Origin of the sequence: Streptomyces sp. ERV7 (genome assembly GCF_001653515.1) — a bacterium.
GTDB lineage: Bacteria > Actinomycetota > Actinomycetes > Streptomycetales > Streptomycetaceae > Streptomyces.
The window spans coordinates 558,687-572,461 of sequence record NZ_LYOY01000051.1 but is presented as its reverse complement, the minus strand read 5'-3'; the positions used below and the strand labels follow the sequence as shown (position 1 = coordinate 572,461).

12 protein-coding genes are annotated in these 13,775 nt (G+C 72.1%); 8 read left to right on the top strand and 4 right to left on the bottom strand.

Going from position 1 to position 13,775, the window contains the following annotated elements; genetic code table 11:
• Positions 1–46: 46 nt before the first annotated feature.
• Positions 47–790 (bottom strand): SOS response-associated peptidase, encoded by a 744-nt coding sequence (locus tag A8W25_RS25440; RefSeq protein ID WP_067165408.1) that lies wholly within the window; start codon positions 788–790, stop codon positions 47–49.
• A gap of 223 nt (positions 791–1,013) precedes the next feature.
• Here A8W25_RS25440 and selD point away from each other — a divergent pair, with 223 nt between their 5' ends.
• Both selD and A8W25_RS25430 read left to right on the top strand, forming a co-directional pair.
• Positions 1,014–2,078: a selenide, water dikinase SelD gene (selD, locus tag A8W25_RS25435; protein ID WP_158942709.1), complete on the top strand. Its 1,065-nt coding sequence runs from the start codon at positions 1,014–1,016 to the stop codon at positions 2,076–2,078.
• Entirely contained in the window at positions 2,075–2,896 is an 822-nt protein-coding gene (locus A8W25_RS25430) for a hypothetical protein (RefSeq protein ID WP_067165403.1), read from the top strand. Before selD ends, A8W25_RS25430 begins: the two co-directional genes overlap by 4 nt.
• A gap of 116 nt (positions 2,897–3,012) precedes the next feature.
• Here A8W25_RS25430 and A8W25_RS25425 read toward each other — a convergent pair whose 3' ends face one another.
• From A8W25_RS25425 to A8W25_RS25415, 3 genes are all read right to left on the bottom strand, one after another.
• Complete coding sequence (locus A8W25_RS25425; protein WP_079126377.1) at positions 3,013–5,064, bottom strand: DUF11 domain-containing protein; 2,052 nt, start codon at positions 5,062–5,064, stop codon at positions 3,013–3,015.
• A gap of 80 nt (positions 5,065–5,144) precedes the next feature.
• Entirely contained in the window at positions 5,145–7,256 is a 2,112-nt protein-coding gene (locus tag A8W25_RS25420; RefSeq protein ID WP_067165402.1) for a lectin-like domain-containing protein, read from the bottom strand.
• Positions 7,253–8,542, bottom strand: coding sequence for a DUF11 domain-containing protein (locus tag A8W25_RS25415; protein ID WP_079126376.1), 1,290 nt, complete (start codon positions 8,540–8,542; stop codon positions 7,253–7,255). The genes A8W25_RS25420 and A8W25_RS25415 overlap by 4 nt, the downstream gene beginning before the upstream one ends.
• Before the next feature lie 269 nt (positions 8,543–8,811).
• Between A8W25_RS25415 and A8W25_RS25405 the strand changes: the two genes are divergently transcribed.
• The 6 genes from A8W25_RS25405 (at position 8,812) to rfbC (ending at position 13,730) form a co-directional block, all read left to right on the top strand.
• Positions 8,812–9,267, top strand: coding sequence for a hypothetical protein (locus A8W25_RS25405; RefSeq protein ID WP_067165394.1), 456 nt, complete (start codon positions 8,812–8,814; stop codon positions 9,265–9,267).
• Positions 9,268–9,387: 120 nt separating this feature from the next.
• Entirely contained in the window at positions 9,388–9,732 is a 345-nt protein-coding gene (locus A8W25_RS25400) for a hypothetical protein (protein WP_067165391.1), read from the top strand.
• Positions 9,733–9,802: 70 nt separating this feature from the next.
• Positions 9,803–10,417, top strand: a complete 615-nt coding sequence (locus tag A8W25_RS25395) for a sigma-70 family RNA polymerase sigma factor (RefSeq protein ID WP_067165388.1) — start codon at positions 9,803–9,805, stop codon at positions 10,415–10,417.
• Positions 10,414–10,743: a hypothetical protein gene (locus A8W25_RS35470; RefSeq protein WP_067165387.1), complete on the top strand. Its 330-nt coding sequence runs from the start codon at positions 10,414–10,416 to the stop codon at positions 10,741–10,743. Before A8W25_RS25395 ends, A8W25_RS35470 begins: the two co-directional genes overlap by 4 nt.
• Before the next feature lie 81 nt (positions 10,744–10,824).
• Positions 10,825–13,131, top strand: coding sequence for a glycosyltransferase family 2 protein (locus tag A8W25_RS25385; RefSeq protein ID WP_067165384.1), 2,307 nt, complete (start codon positions 10,825–10,827; stop codon positions 13,129–13,131).
• Positions 13,119–13,730 carry a dTDP-4-dehydrorhamnose 3,5-epimerase gene (rfbC, locus tag A8W25_RS25380; protein ID WP_067165381.1) on the top strand — a complete coding sequence of 204 codons (612 nt, stop codon included), beginning with the start codon at positions 13,119–13,121 and terminating at the stop codon, positions 13,728–13,730. The genes A8W25_RS25385 and rfbC overlap by 13 nt, the downstream gene beginning before the upstream one ends.
• Positions 13,731–13,775 lie beyond the last annotated feature (45 nt).

Genomic DNA, 13,775 nt, shown 5'->3' with positions numbered 1-13,775 from the left:
TCACATCGAAGGCCGATGATCCATCAGGCAGCGTGCGGCGAGCGGTCTACGGCGCGACCTCTGCCACGAGTTCCGCCCCGTTGTTACGTACGTTGTTCACCGCCGCGGAGACCGGCCGGGCGTGCAGATGGCCGTCCGCGGGCTGGGTCAGGAGGGCGCGCAGTTCGTCCGGGTCGTGGTGACGTGGGTCGAGCCAGGCGCCGTAGTCGTTCTCGGCGAGCGCCAGGGGCATGCGCGGGTGGACGCGGCCGGCCGCGTCCGTGGCTTCGGTGGTGATGATCGTGCAGGTCACCAGCCACGCGGCGGGGTCGTCGTCCTGTGCGACGGACCGGTCGCGCCAGTACGCGTACAACCCGGCCAGGGCCATCACCCGGTCGTCCTCGGGATGGATGAAGTACGGCTGCTTACGGGGCTTGCCCGTGTCGTGGTCCTTGACCTGCTCCCACTCGTAGAAACCGTCGGCCGGCAGCAGACAGCGGTGCTTGAGGAACTCGCGGCGGAAGGCGGGCTTCTCGTGCACGGTCTCCACCCGGGCGTTGATCATCCGGGCGCCCGTCTTCGCGTCCTTCGCCCACGACGGCACCAGGCCCCAGCGCAGCGGCCGCAGGTGCCTGCCCCGCGGCGCGGCTTCGTCCTTTCCGCGCGCGCCGCGCTCCAGGACGGCCCACACCTCGTCGGTCGGGGCGACGTTCCAGCTCGGCGCCAGCCTCTCCTCGGCACGCCAGTCGGTGACCTGGAAGAGCTGGACCAGATCCTCGGGACTGCGGGTGGAGACGTAACGGCCGCACATGGGACCACGGTGCCACACATGCGAGCGACTCGCGGTCATCGCGACCAGCAACACGACGACCACTCAGGCCTCTTTCCGCACACCTGTCGCGGTCCCGACCGGACCCTGGTCACCGGCAGGTGCCGCCGTCATAGTGGGACCACCGCGCGCCACTCAGCGCAGACGACGGGCATCGAAGGGGGACGGGATGCCAGGTGCGGCGGCTTCGACGAACCTGCTGAACTTGACCGCGGCCGGGGGATGCGCGTGCAAGATCCCGCTGGACCGGATGGACGCGCTGCTGGAGTCCCTGGGGGCGCACCCGGCCGCGTTCGGCGGCCGCACGGACAACCTCGTGCCGGGCACGCAACGCGACGACGCGGCACTCTACAGACTCACCGACGACCTCACCCTGGCCTTCTCCACCGACTTCGGCACCCCCGTCTCCCAGGACGCGGAGATCTGGGGCCGCATCGCCGCGATGAACGCGGTGTCCGACATCTACGCGATGGGCGCCGAGCCGTTCCTCGCACTCGGCATCCTGGGCTGGCCGCCCGAGCTGCCGAACGAGACGGTGGCGCAGCTCATGCGGGGTGCCGTCCAGGCACTCGCCGAGTGTTCCACGCAACTCGCCGGAGGCCACTCCATCGCCTCGGAGTCCCCCGTCTTCGGCCTGTGCGTGATCGGCGCGACCCGGCCGGGCCGGATCATGCTCCAGAGCAACGCGCGTCCCGGTGACCGGCTCATCCTGACCAAACCGCTCGGCACCGGCATCGTCATCGCCGGGCAGAAGGCCGAAGTGGCCTCCGCCGAGGCGGTGTCGGCGGCCGAGAGCGTGATGCTCGCCTCCAACCGCACAGCGTGCCGACTGGCCGGGGAGGCCGGTGTCGACGCCGCCACGGACGTCACCGGCTACGGACTCATCGGCCATCTGCGCACCATGCTCGTCGCCTCGGACTGCGCGGCGACGGTGTTCCCCGAGGCGGTGCCGATGCTGCGGCACGCGGTGGAACTCGCCGAGGAGCACGGCATCGTCCCCAACAGCGCCGAGCGCACCTACTTCACGCTGGAGGACCGGGTGGACTGGTCGGACCTGCCCATGGCGCGGCGCATCGCCCTGTGCGATCCGCAGACCTCGGGCGGGCTGCTCCTCTCGGCCTCCCCCGGCCGGGCCCGTACGTTCATGGCCCGCTGCGCCGAGCACGGTCTCCCGGCCGTCGAGATCGGCGAGGTCACGGGTGGCGGCTCCGCCGGGACGATCGCGATGAAGCCGCTGGGACGCGGCGCCGGGGAGGGGACGCCCGCGTGACTCCGGCCGTCGTGCACCAGAAGTTCCTCTATCTGTGCGCCGCACTCGGGTTCGGGGTGCTGGTCTCGGGGCTTGCGGTCGGCCTGCTCACCGAGAGCAGGGTGTGGGCCCTGTCGGCCGTGGTGCTGGAGTCGCTGGGGTCGGCCGTGCTCTTTCCCATCCTGGTGTCCTTCTCCTACGACCGGCTCAAGGAGAAGTGGCTCGGGGACGAGGTGTGGCGCATCTTCAACGAGCTGTCCGACGCCGGGATCAGCCGTGTCTACAAGGACCGCGAGACCTCGCCCCGCCGCGACAACGCGCAGACCCGGCTGTCGGAGGAGTTCCGCAGTTTCGAGAACGGGGAGATCCTCATGATGGGGGTCTCCCTGCGGGTGTTCTTCAATCCCCTCGGACCGTTCTACCGCGACATCGAGACGATGCTGAGGGAGACGGGCGGCCGGGTCAGGATCCGGGCGGTCGTCTGCGATCCGGCCAACCCCGACGTCCCCGTCCGGGCCGCCATCGAGGAGGCGGGCCGCAGTCCCGAGCACACCTCGCAGCTGGAGCGCGACATCGAGTCGACGAGGGTGACCGTGGCCGGTCTGCGGGCCACCATGGGGCCGCACGTCGATCTGCGACTGGCCACGGCCGCCCCCTACTGCACGACGGTCATCTTCCCGCACGTCTGCTACTACTCCCCCAACCTCCTCGCGCCCAAGGCCCCCGTGGGCCTGCCGATGATCCTCTTCCGGTCCGGGGCACACGGCTACAGGATGATCCAGGCCTCGTTCGAGTACGTGTGGCAGCTGCCGTCCACGCGCGATCCGGCGGGCCGGTAGCGGCCGTGGCCGGCGCAGGCCCGGCGCCTGCGGCCAACTCCCGGGCGCTGCCCCGCCGAACACGCCATCGGCGCCCCCCTGCTCGGGGAGCGCCGATGAACGGTGGCCGTGGCCGGTCAGGGGGTCTGCTTCGACACCTCCAGGTCGGCCGTGGGCTTGTTGACCCTGCCACCGGGCGGGCCCGTGGTACTGGAGTTGTTGTCGGTGACCGGGTCCTTGGTCGCCGACGACACGGTCGCGGTGTTGTGGATGTCGGAGCCGTCACCGGTGTACGTGGCGGCGAGCTTCACCTTGAACACCCACGTCACCGACGCACCGGGCGCCAGTACGGCCTGCGGGCCGCAGGTCACGGCACGGCCCGAGGTGCAGGGGTCGTCCGAGGAGACGAAGCTCAGCGCCGTGGGCAGGGTGTCGGTGACCTGGACCTGCTCCGCCTGCGAGGGGCCCTTGTTGTGGACGGTCACCGCGTACTCGAAGCTCTCGCCGGGAGCGACCGGGGTGGTGGTGACCGGCCTCTTGACGATCTCCAGATCGGAGGAGGGCGCGGCGACCGTACCGCCCGGAGGCGTGGCGGTGTCGCTGTCGTTCTCGCTGCTCGGGTCGATGTTGTCGGCGGTGACCTTGGCGGTGTTCTTCAGATCGCTGCCGTCCCCGTGGTAGCCGGGGTCGACCTTCACCGTGAGCAGGTACGCGACGCTGTCGCCCACCTTGAGCGGGTCGGTGCGCTTGCACGAGACGGCACGTCCGGAGACCGTGCAGCCGGTCGGGGAGGACGCGACGTACGACAGGCCTTCGGGGAGGTCGTCGGTGAGCTTCACGTTGTAGGCGTCGGCCGAGGGGCCGTTGTTGCTCACCGTGATCTTGTAGTCGAAGGTGGTGCCGGGGGCGGGAGGGGTGTCCCCCACGGCGGTCTTGGTCACCGCCAGGTCGGCCGTGGGCCGGTTGACCGCACTGCCGGGCAGACCGGCCGGGGTGCTGGTGTTGTTGGCCGGGGCGGGGTCCTTGGTCGCCGATGACACGGTCGCGGTGTTGCGGATGTCGCTGCCGTCGCCGGTGTACTCGGAGTCGAGCCTGACCCGGAACTTCCAGGTCCTGGACGCGCCCGGCTCAAGGACGGCCTGCGGGCCGCAGCTGACGGTCTGTCCGGTGGCGATGCAGCCGTCGACCGAGTCGACGAAGGCCAGCCGTGCGGGCAGGGCGTCCGTCATCTTCGCGTTCAGGGCCCGCGAGGGGCCGTCGTTGTGGGCGGTGACCGCGTACTCGAAGGTCTCACCAGGTGCGATGGGGGTGGTGGTCACGGGCTGCTTGGCCGCCCACAGGTCCGCCTGCGGCTCCGTGACCCCGCCGGGCGGCAGGATCGCGGTGCTGGTGTTGTTCGTGAGGTCGGGGTCCTTGGAGTTGGAGGTGGCCGTCGCGGTGTTGTGCAGGTCCGCCCCGTCACCCCGGTAGGCGGCGCTGAGCTTCACCTTGAACGTCCACTTGGCGGTCGCCCCGGGGACGAGCTTGGCCTGCGGACCGCAGGTCACCTTCTGCCCGGCCGCCGTGCAGGGGCTGCCCGACGACACGAAGGTGACACCGTCCGGGAGCGTGTCGGTGGCCGTGACGTTGCGGGCGTCCGACGGTCCGGCGTTGGAGGCGTCGATCTCGTACTCGTACTCCTGCCCGGGAATCGTCGGTCCGCTGCCCAGGGCCGTCTTGACCGCGGAGATGTCGGACTGAGGGGTGAAGGGCCCGGGCGGTTTCACCGGATCGGGCTTGTTGTTGTCCGGGGCGGGGTCGGTGGCGTCCGACTTGCCGACGGCGGCGTTGCCCAGGTCCGAGCCGTCGCCCTCGTAGGAGGCACTGAGCCGGGCCAGGAAGGTCCACTTCTTGGTCTGCCCCACACCGAGTTGCCCTTCGGGGCCGCAGGTGACCGTCTGTCCGACGGCCGAGCAGCTGTCGGCCGAGGAGACGAACGAGATGCCGTCGGGCAGTGTGTCGGTCGCCGTGGCGTTGCGGGCCACCGAAGGACCGTTGTTCTTCGCCGTGAGGGTGTAGGTGATCAGGCCGCCGGGCGGAGTGTCGGCCGCGGCGGCCGGGCTCTGCCCGGACCACTGCGGCAGCGCACAGAGCAGTGCGGCGATCGCCGCTCCCGCCCAGGGGCGCCGACGACATGGGGTGGTTCTCATCGCGCATCGATTCCGTTCGTGCTCCGGTTGCCGTACACCGCTGTACGGACGTGTGAGGGGGTGCGCCGCCGGGGGCCGTGTCAGGCGGGCGTGTCGTCGGCCTGCTTGCCGAACTCCAGGTCCGCGGTCGGCGGCTTGAGCCTGCCGCCGGGCACGGATGCCGTGCCGCTGTTGTTGGAGGTGTCGGGGTCGGCCGTGTCGGCCTCGGCGGTCGCCGTGTTGCGCACGTCGGTGCCGTCACCCTCGTACGCCGCGTCGAGACGGACCCGGAACGTCCAGGCCACGAAGGCGCCGGGGGCGAGTGTGGCGACGGGCCCGCAGGTGACCGTGCGGTCGGCCACCGCACACGCGTCGTCCGAGGAGAGGAACGTCAAGGGGGTCGGCAGGGGGTCCTGGAGGCGGACGGCACGGGCCACCGACGGGCCGCGGTTGGTGACCGTCACCGTGTACGCGAAGGTCTCGCCCGGCGCCACCCGGCCCGTGGTCGTCGTCTTCTTGACGGTCACCAGGTCCGCGGCCGGCGGGGTGACCCCGCCCGGCGGAAGCGCGGCGTCGCTGGTGTTGTTGGCGGTGTCGGGGTCGGTGACGTCGTGGGTGATCCTCGCGGTGTTGCCCAGGTCGCTGCCGTCGCCCCGGTACCCGGCGTCGAGCCGGACCCGGAAGGTCCACGACACGGTGGAGCCCGCGGTGAGCGTGGCGGCGGTGGGACAGGACACGACCCGGCCCGACGCGGTGCACCCGTCGGTGGACGAGACGAACGTCAGCCCGCCGGGCAGGGTGTCGGTGGCCCTCACATTGCGGGTGTCGGACGGCCCGTTGTCCCGTGCGGTGATCCGGTAGAGGAACTCCTCACCGGGGCGTACCGGGCCCGCCCCGACACCCTCCTTGGTGACCGCCGCGTCGGCGCGTGCGGTCACGGTGGTCACGGCGGTGGAGGAGTTGTCGCTCGGGTCGGTGTCGGTGCGGCTGTCCGGGGCGCTCACCACCGCCGTGTTGCTCAGGGTGGCCGGCTGGGCGGGTGCGGTACCGGTGATGGTGTACGTGACGGTGCCGTTGCGCAGAAGGTTCGCCGTGGTGTCGAGGTCGCCGGTGCCGGAGGCTCTGGCGCAGGCGCTGCCGGTACTGGCCGTGCACGTCCAGGTCACCTGGGTGAGCCCGGGCACCGTGTCCTGGACGACCGCCCCGGTCACGTCGTTGGCGTCGCTGTTGGTGACCTTGACCGTGTAGGTGACCGGGCCCGCCCCCGCCGCGACGGTGGCGGGCTTGCCCGACTTGGCGACCGTGAGGTTGGCCGGCACGTTGATGGTCAGATCGCCGACCTCGTGGATGTTGGTGGCGCCCCCCGTACTGCCGGAGAAGCCCACCCTCAGAGTGGACGGCAGCGACGGCTGGTTGGTGATGGTGGAGACGTCGAAGTCGGTGATGAGCCTGGCCGACGCGGTGCCCGGGCCGGAGTCCGACCAGACCGAGACCAGCAGCTTGCCGTTCTTGGGCTGCACGGCGATCCGCACGGTGCGGTAGGAGTCCCGGCTGCCCGTCTCCACGGTGCTGCCGGGGCCGTCGGCCGAGGTGCCGAAGCGGTAGCCGGTGGTCCCGTTGCCCCCGCCCCGCAGCACGACCTTGTTCGGCTGGGTGCCCGGACCGCTGGCGCCGGTGATGCTGGACGAGAAGTTCCCGAACTCGTCCAGGCCGATGCCCAGGAAGGCGCCGGGCACACCATTCGACGTACAGCGCACGGTCAGGCCCGCACAGGCATAGCCCAGTGAGCCGCCCACGGCGCCCGTCCCGGTGGCGGCGCTGCCGTCGGCGAGGAAGAACGCCATCCCGTCACCGCGTTTGCCCTCGGTCGTCTTGCCGCCGTAGGTGGCATAGGTGAACTGGGCGACGATCCCGAGGCTGGTGGAGAAGGAGTCCTTCATCTGCCAGGATCCGGCCTGGCTGTTGGAGGCGGGCGTCAGCCGCAGCCAGCCGCTCTGGTAGCTCGCGCTTCCCGTGCTGGTGCCGACGTCGTTGCCGTTGTCGAAGCTCTCGTGGACGGGGAAGCTCAGGGCCCTGGGCGCCCGGGCGTGGTGGACGGCCGACGCGGGCTGGAGCAGGGCGCCCAGGCCCAGGACGAGCGCCAGGGCCAGCAGGACGGAGATGCCCGTGCGCCGGGCGCGGCGGGGTGCGAAGGCGCACCGGAGCCGTCTCATCGCTTCCGCCCCACGCGGCGGCGTGCGGCCGACACCAGGACGGCTCCGGCGGCGACCGCCGAACCGGCCAGCCAGCCCAGCCGGTCCGGCACCTCGCTGCCGGTGTCGGGCAGCTCGCCGTCCTGGTGATCGGGATCCGGCCACGGCTTGACGCACAGCGGGCCGCCGTCGGGGCCGGTGGTGTGCGCGGCGTTCTGGTTGTCGCTCTCGTCGGGGTCCTTGGTCGCGGAGGTGACCGAGGCGATGTTGTCGATCTGCCGCAGATGCCGGGGCAGCGACTTGGCGACCTTCACGGTGATCTCGTACGAGACCGACGCACCCGGCGCCAGCCGGTCCAGGACGGGGCAGACGACGGTCCGTGCGTCGTCCTCGTCCGGAGCACACCCGTCCGCCGAATCGACGAAGGTCAGCTCGCCCGGAAGGGGGTCGCTCACCCTCACCTGGCGGGCGGTACCGGGGCCGTGGTTGTCGACCGTGATCCGGTAGGCGAAGGTCTCGCCTGGCCTGACCCACCGCTGCCCCTTGGCCAGCACCGCGGTCTTGGCCAGGGACAGGTCCGCCCGCCCCCACTGCGAGGGCACGGGCAGGCCCGTCACGGAGGTCGTGTTGTTCTCCGGGCGCGGATCGGAGGTCGGGGAGGTGACGGACGCGGAGTTCACGATGTCCTGGCCGTCGCCCTCGTAGTCGTCGGCGAGCCGCACGGTCACCGCCCAGGAGTGGGACTCGCCGACGGCGAGTCTTTCCAGTGGTCCGCAGCGGACGGTGCGGCCGCTCGCCGTGCAGCCGTCCCGGGACGAGACGAAGACGAGCGAGTCGGGCAGTTCGTCCGTCACGGTCACCGCGACGGCCTGCGAGGGGCCGTGGTTGACGGCGGTGATGACGTAGTCGAACACGCCGTCCTCGCCGCGCGCGGCCCCGGTCGCGGACCGCTTCTCCGGCTCGTCCTCGCCCCTGACCTCGGTGGAGGACCGGACCTCCAGATCGGCCTGGGCACCGGAGCCACGGGCGCCGGAGGGCGAGGGGGGCGCGGGCGTCGGGGCGGAGGCGGAGGTGGAGGTGGAGAGGGGTGCGGAGGTGGATGCGGATGCGGATGCGGATGCCGAGGCGGTCGGCGAAGGCGGGGCGGAGGTCGCCGGTGGGGCCGTCGACGGAGCCTGAGCGGAAGGTGACTGGGGGGCAGAAGGTGACGGGGTGCCAGAGGGCGTCGGGCGGACGGAGGCGGACGCGTACGGCTGCCCGAGCAGGGCCGTGCCGACGACGACGGCGCAGCCCAGCGGAACCGCCACCGCCCGGCAGGGCCAACGCCGAGTTGCCGCAGGACGTCTGAGGAACCGTCTCATCGGGGAACTGCCCTTCGCCTCACGCGCTGCGGACCAGCACCGTTCCCCGCATGGGAACAAGATCTTTTTATCTGCTTTCTCCGGATATGCACGGATCAAGGGATGCGAATGAGTGAGTGGGGCCGGTCCCGCAACGCCCGACGCCCCCTCAGCAGCGGCCGCACGCACCCGGAAACGTTTGACCTCAAGCGACCTTGAGGTCCTACGGTCGCAGCATGACGATCAAGGAATACCCCCAGGACACCCTTGCCGCCCAGCCCATCGGCTACTGGACCAGAGAGGCCGCGGGCCTGGCCATCGGGGGACTGCGTACCGCCCTCGCCGAGGAGGACCTCACCCAGCCGCACTGGTGGACCCTCAACCACATAGCCGGCGCACCCGGGCACTGGACCCGCTCCGCCCTCGCCGAGAAGCTGGCGCCCTTCGACGACCAGGACACCGACTTCGACGCCGTCTTCGCCGACCTCGCCTCCCGCGGCTGGCTCGCGGAGTCCGGCGCCACGCTGACGTTGACCGCCGAGGGCGAGGCAGGGCGCCTGCGCGCCCGCGACCGCAACGCCAAGGTGCACGCACGGATGCGGGTGGGCATCGACGACGACGCCTACGCGGCGACCATCGACGTCCTGCGCCGCCTCGTCGCCAACCTCGGCGGCGACGGAGATCTCCCGTAGGGCGGGAAGTTTCTCCGAGGCGGTCGCAACCTCGGGCGACACCGCACGTCTGGTGGGGTGAAGGCGCCCTTCAACTGATGTACCAGACCGCGTGTTCGTCACTTCCTCGGGAGAAATGCCATGTCCTCGCACGCCAAGCGGAACCACCGTCCCAGCTCCCGGCTCCTGGGCGCCGTCACCGGTGTCGCCCTGCTGATGGGCGGCGGCTTCGCCGCCCAGGCCGTCGCCGACTCGGGCGCCACCCCCGCCCCCGCCGCGCCGAAGGTCGCCACGGCCGGGGACGCCGCCCCGCAGGTGGCGTCGCAGCCGGGCGTTTCGAAGTCCACCGGTACGCCGAAGTCCACCGGCGCGTCGAAGGTCACCGAGGCGGGCAAGCCGGCCGCCGCGGCCAAGCCCGGCGCCGGGTCCGCCCCGGCCGAGAACGCTCCCCGGGTGATCCAGCCGGGCAGCGGAGCCCGGAAGTAGCAGCCGCAGCACCACGAGGCGGGCCGGCCTGTCGCAGGCCGGCCCGCTCCCCCGTAACGGATCGAGGCCCATGCAGTACGCCATACCCGCACCGCAACCCTGGTGGTCCTGGCTGCTCACCCGTATGTCCCGGACCGAGGACGCGCCCGTACGCCGGCACGGACTGCGAGCGGTCGGCACACCGTACGACGACGAGCCGCCGCCCACCCTCACCGAGTTGTACCGGGCACGGCGGCTCGACATGGTGCGGCTCGCGCTCTTCCTGGTGGACGATCTGCACACCGCCGAGGACGTCGTCCAGGACGCCTTCGCCGCCGTGTGCCGCAGATACGGCACCTCGCTCGACGGCCTCAACGACCCCGCGTCCTATCTGCACACCGCCGTGGTCAACTCGGCCCGCTCCGTGCTGCGCAGACGTCGCACCGCCCGCGCCTACACCCCGCCGCACCAGGGGTATGGACCGCCCGTCGACGAGGGGTTGCTGCTCGCCGAGGAGCACCGCCAAGTGCTCTACGCACTGGCCCAGTTGACGCAGCGTCAGCGCGAGGTGCTGGTGCTGCGCTACTGGTCGGAGCTGAGCGAGGCGCAGATCGCCCACACGCTCGGCCTGTCGCGGGGCACGGTGAAGTCCACCGCGAGCCGCGCGCTGGACGTCCTGGAGAAGAAGCTGGAGGCGGGCCGATGAAGCCGCTGGCCCAAGAGGACCGGTTCCCGGCCGAGGACCGGGTGCGTGCCGCGCTGGCCGCCCGCGCCTCCCTCGTCACCCACCACGACCTGAGCCACGAGGCACCGCCGCAGGGGCGGAGTTGGGGCGTGCGCCGGGTGCGCCGGGTCGCCCTCGCGGCACTCGGCGCGGCTGCCGCCGTGGTGGCCGTATGTCTGCTGGTACTGCCCGGCGGCCCGGCGGCACCGGCCCCCACGCCACCCGCCCGCCCGGGCGTCAGCGAACAGCCACCGTCCACCGCACCTGCCCCCGGCATCTGCCCCCCGTCACCCGGATGGACGGGCTGAGGTGACCGCCCCCGCGTTCGGGGGTTGAGCACGCGTGGGGCGGGAAACGCCCCCGTCCGCCGGCAGGAAGGTGCTCCCCGTATGACGCCCCGTCTCAGCGTCGTCGTCCCCGTCCACAACGTCGAGGAGCATCTGGGCGCCTGTCTGGAGTCGTTGGCCCGGCAGAGCCTCAAGGATCTCGACGTGGTGCTCGTGGACGACGGCTCGACGGACTCCAGCGCCGACGTCGCCCGTGAGTTCGCCGCGCGGGACGACCGGTTCAGGGTGGTCGGCAGGGAGAACGGCGGCCTCGGCGCGGCCCGCAACACAGGCGTCGCGCACACCGCGCCCGGGACCGCGTACCTCGCCTTCGTCGACAGTGACGACGTACTGCCGTCGCGCGCCTTCGAGTTGCTGACCGGCGCGCTCGACAAGTCCGGCTCCGACTTCGCCTCCGGCAACGTCCTGCGGCTGACCGGCGGCGGCCGCCTTGAGCAGCATCCGCTCTTCACCAAGCCGATGCGCTCCACCCGCCCGGCCACGCACGTGACCAAGGACTGGTCGCTGCTCCTGGACCGGATCGCCTGCAACAAGGTGTTCCGCCGCACCTTCTGGGATGAGCACGCCTTCGCCTTCCCCGAGGGGGTCCTCTACGAGGACATTCCCGTCGTCCTGCCCGCGCACTTCGCCGCCCGCGCGGTCGACGTCCTCCAGGACGCCGTCTACTACTGGCGCTTCAGGGACAGTTCGATCACCAGCAGACGGGCGGTCGTGCGCGGGGTCGCGGACCGTACGGCGGCGGTGCTCGGCGTCAGCCGGGGGCTCGCGGGGACGCCCGAGCACAAGAGACGGTATGACGAGTCGGTGCTGTGCGAGGACCTCTGGTACTTCATGCAGGTCCTGCCGGAGGGCGACGCGGCCTACCGGGAGGCGTTCCTGGAGCACGCGGGGGAGTTCGCCGCTCAGGTGGACCCCGAGGTGCTCGCCGCGCTGCCGCTGCACCACCGGGTGAAGTGGCAGCTGGCCCGCGAGCGGCGCCTCGACGAGCTGCTCGGCCTGCTGGAGTTCGAGCGCCGCAGTCCGCGTACGCACCGGGTGCGCGGGCTGCGCCGCCGCACCGCCGAGTACCCGCCGCTCACCGCGCCGCTCCCGCGCGACGTCCTCGCCCTCGCCCCTGGTGACCTGCCGCTGGAGGCCCGGCTCACCGGCGCCGAGTGGCGCGACGGCAGGCTCCGGCTCACCGGGTACGGCTACATCCGCAACCTCCCGGCCCAGGCGCGGCGGCACGCGCTGAAGGCCGCCTGGCTGCGCACCCCCGACCGGCGGGCTCTGCCGCTGCGGCTGAAGATGATCAACGATCCTTCCGTCACCAGCCGTTCGGGCCAGGAGCTGCACGGCTACGACTGGGCGGGCTTCGAGGTCGCCGTCGACCCGGCCCGGCTGCTCACCGAGTCCGCCACCACCACCTGGAAGCTGGTCCTCGGGGTGCTGGGCCACAGCGGGGTGGTCGGAGTGGCGCGCCGGGGCGGGGTCGCGGACGGGGGCGCGCAGCTGGCGGTGCACTACCTCGACGAGCACACCAGGATCGTCCCGGTCTTCGCGGACGGCCGCCTCCGGATGAACGCCGAGCGCGTCCAGACCTGGCTGACCGGCCACGACAGCCACGACGGCGTGCTCACGCTCACCGGCGGGACCCGCACCCGCGCCACCGCCCTGCGGCTCGGCCACTGGCACTCGGAGGCGGCGATCCAGGTCCCCCTGGTGCGCGACGGCGAGCGGTTCACCGCCGAGGTGCCGCTCGACGAGCTGGTCGCGGTGCGTGGCCGGGGCCCGGTCAGGGCGCCGCACGGCGAGTCCCGGCCCGCCGACGCGTACAGCGTCCAGCTGGTGAAGCCGGACGGCAGACGCCTCCCGGTCGCTGCGCCCCCCGGACTGCCGCTCGGCCGCCACGCCGCCCCCGGGGGCCGCGAGCTGGCCTTCACGGTGAGTGCCTGGGGCAACGCGGTCCTCACCGACCAGCTGCCCCACGCGTACACCGAGAGCGTGTCCTGGACCGACAACTCCCTGGTCGTGCAGGGTCTTTACGGAGGAGGTCCGGGCATCCCGCTCCAGCTTCGCCGCACCGGGGCCGAGGAGGAGGTCGAGCTGCCGGCCCGGTGCGCGGACGACCGCTTCCGGGTCGAGTCGGCGTACGAGGCGCTGACGCTGATCGGCGAGGGGGAGTGGCGGCTGTCCATGGGCGAGGCCCCGGTGCGGGTCCCGGCCGCCGCCCACCCCGGCCTCCCCGCCGCCCGGACGATCGCGGGCCGGGACTTCCGGGTCCGCCGCGACGGCCACGACCAGCTGACCCTCACGGTCTCGAAGGCCGAAGCCACCCCCTCCGAGAAGGCCGGTCCATGCGCGAGTTGAGCATCGAAGGCGCCTGGGTCGTCGAGCCGCAGGTGTTCCTGGACGGCCGGGGCAGCTTCCACGAGTGGTTCAAGGACGACCGGTTCGCGGCCGCCACCGGCCACGGCCTCGGCCTCGCGCAGGCCAACTGCTCGGTGTCGGCGCGGGGCACCGTGCGCGGTGTGCACTTCGCGGACGTGCCGCCCGGCCAGGCGAAGTACGTCAAGTGCGTACGCGGCTCGGTCCTGGACGTGGTGGTGGACCTGCGGACCGGTTCGCCCACCTTCAAGCGCTGGGAGCAGGTCCTGCTCGACGACCGGGACCACCGGGCCGTCCACATCGCCGAGGGCCTGGGGCACGCGTTCATGGCGCTCACCGAGGACGCGACGGTCGTCTACCTCTGCTCCGAGGGGTACGCGCCGACCCGCGAGCACGGCGTCCATCCGCTCGACCCGGACCTGGCCATCGACTGGCCGACGCACCTCACCCCGCTGCTCTCCCCGAAGGACGCCGCCGCCCCGCTCCTGGCCGAGGCCGGGGAGCGGGGCCTGCTGCCCTCGTACGCGGACTGCACGGCCTGGTACGCGAGGCAGCGGACCCTGGTCCCGGCCCAGCAGTGACGTTCAGGCGGGTGGTCCGGAGGCGAGCGGTGTTCGGACGGGCTC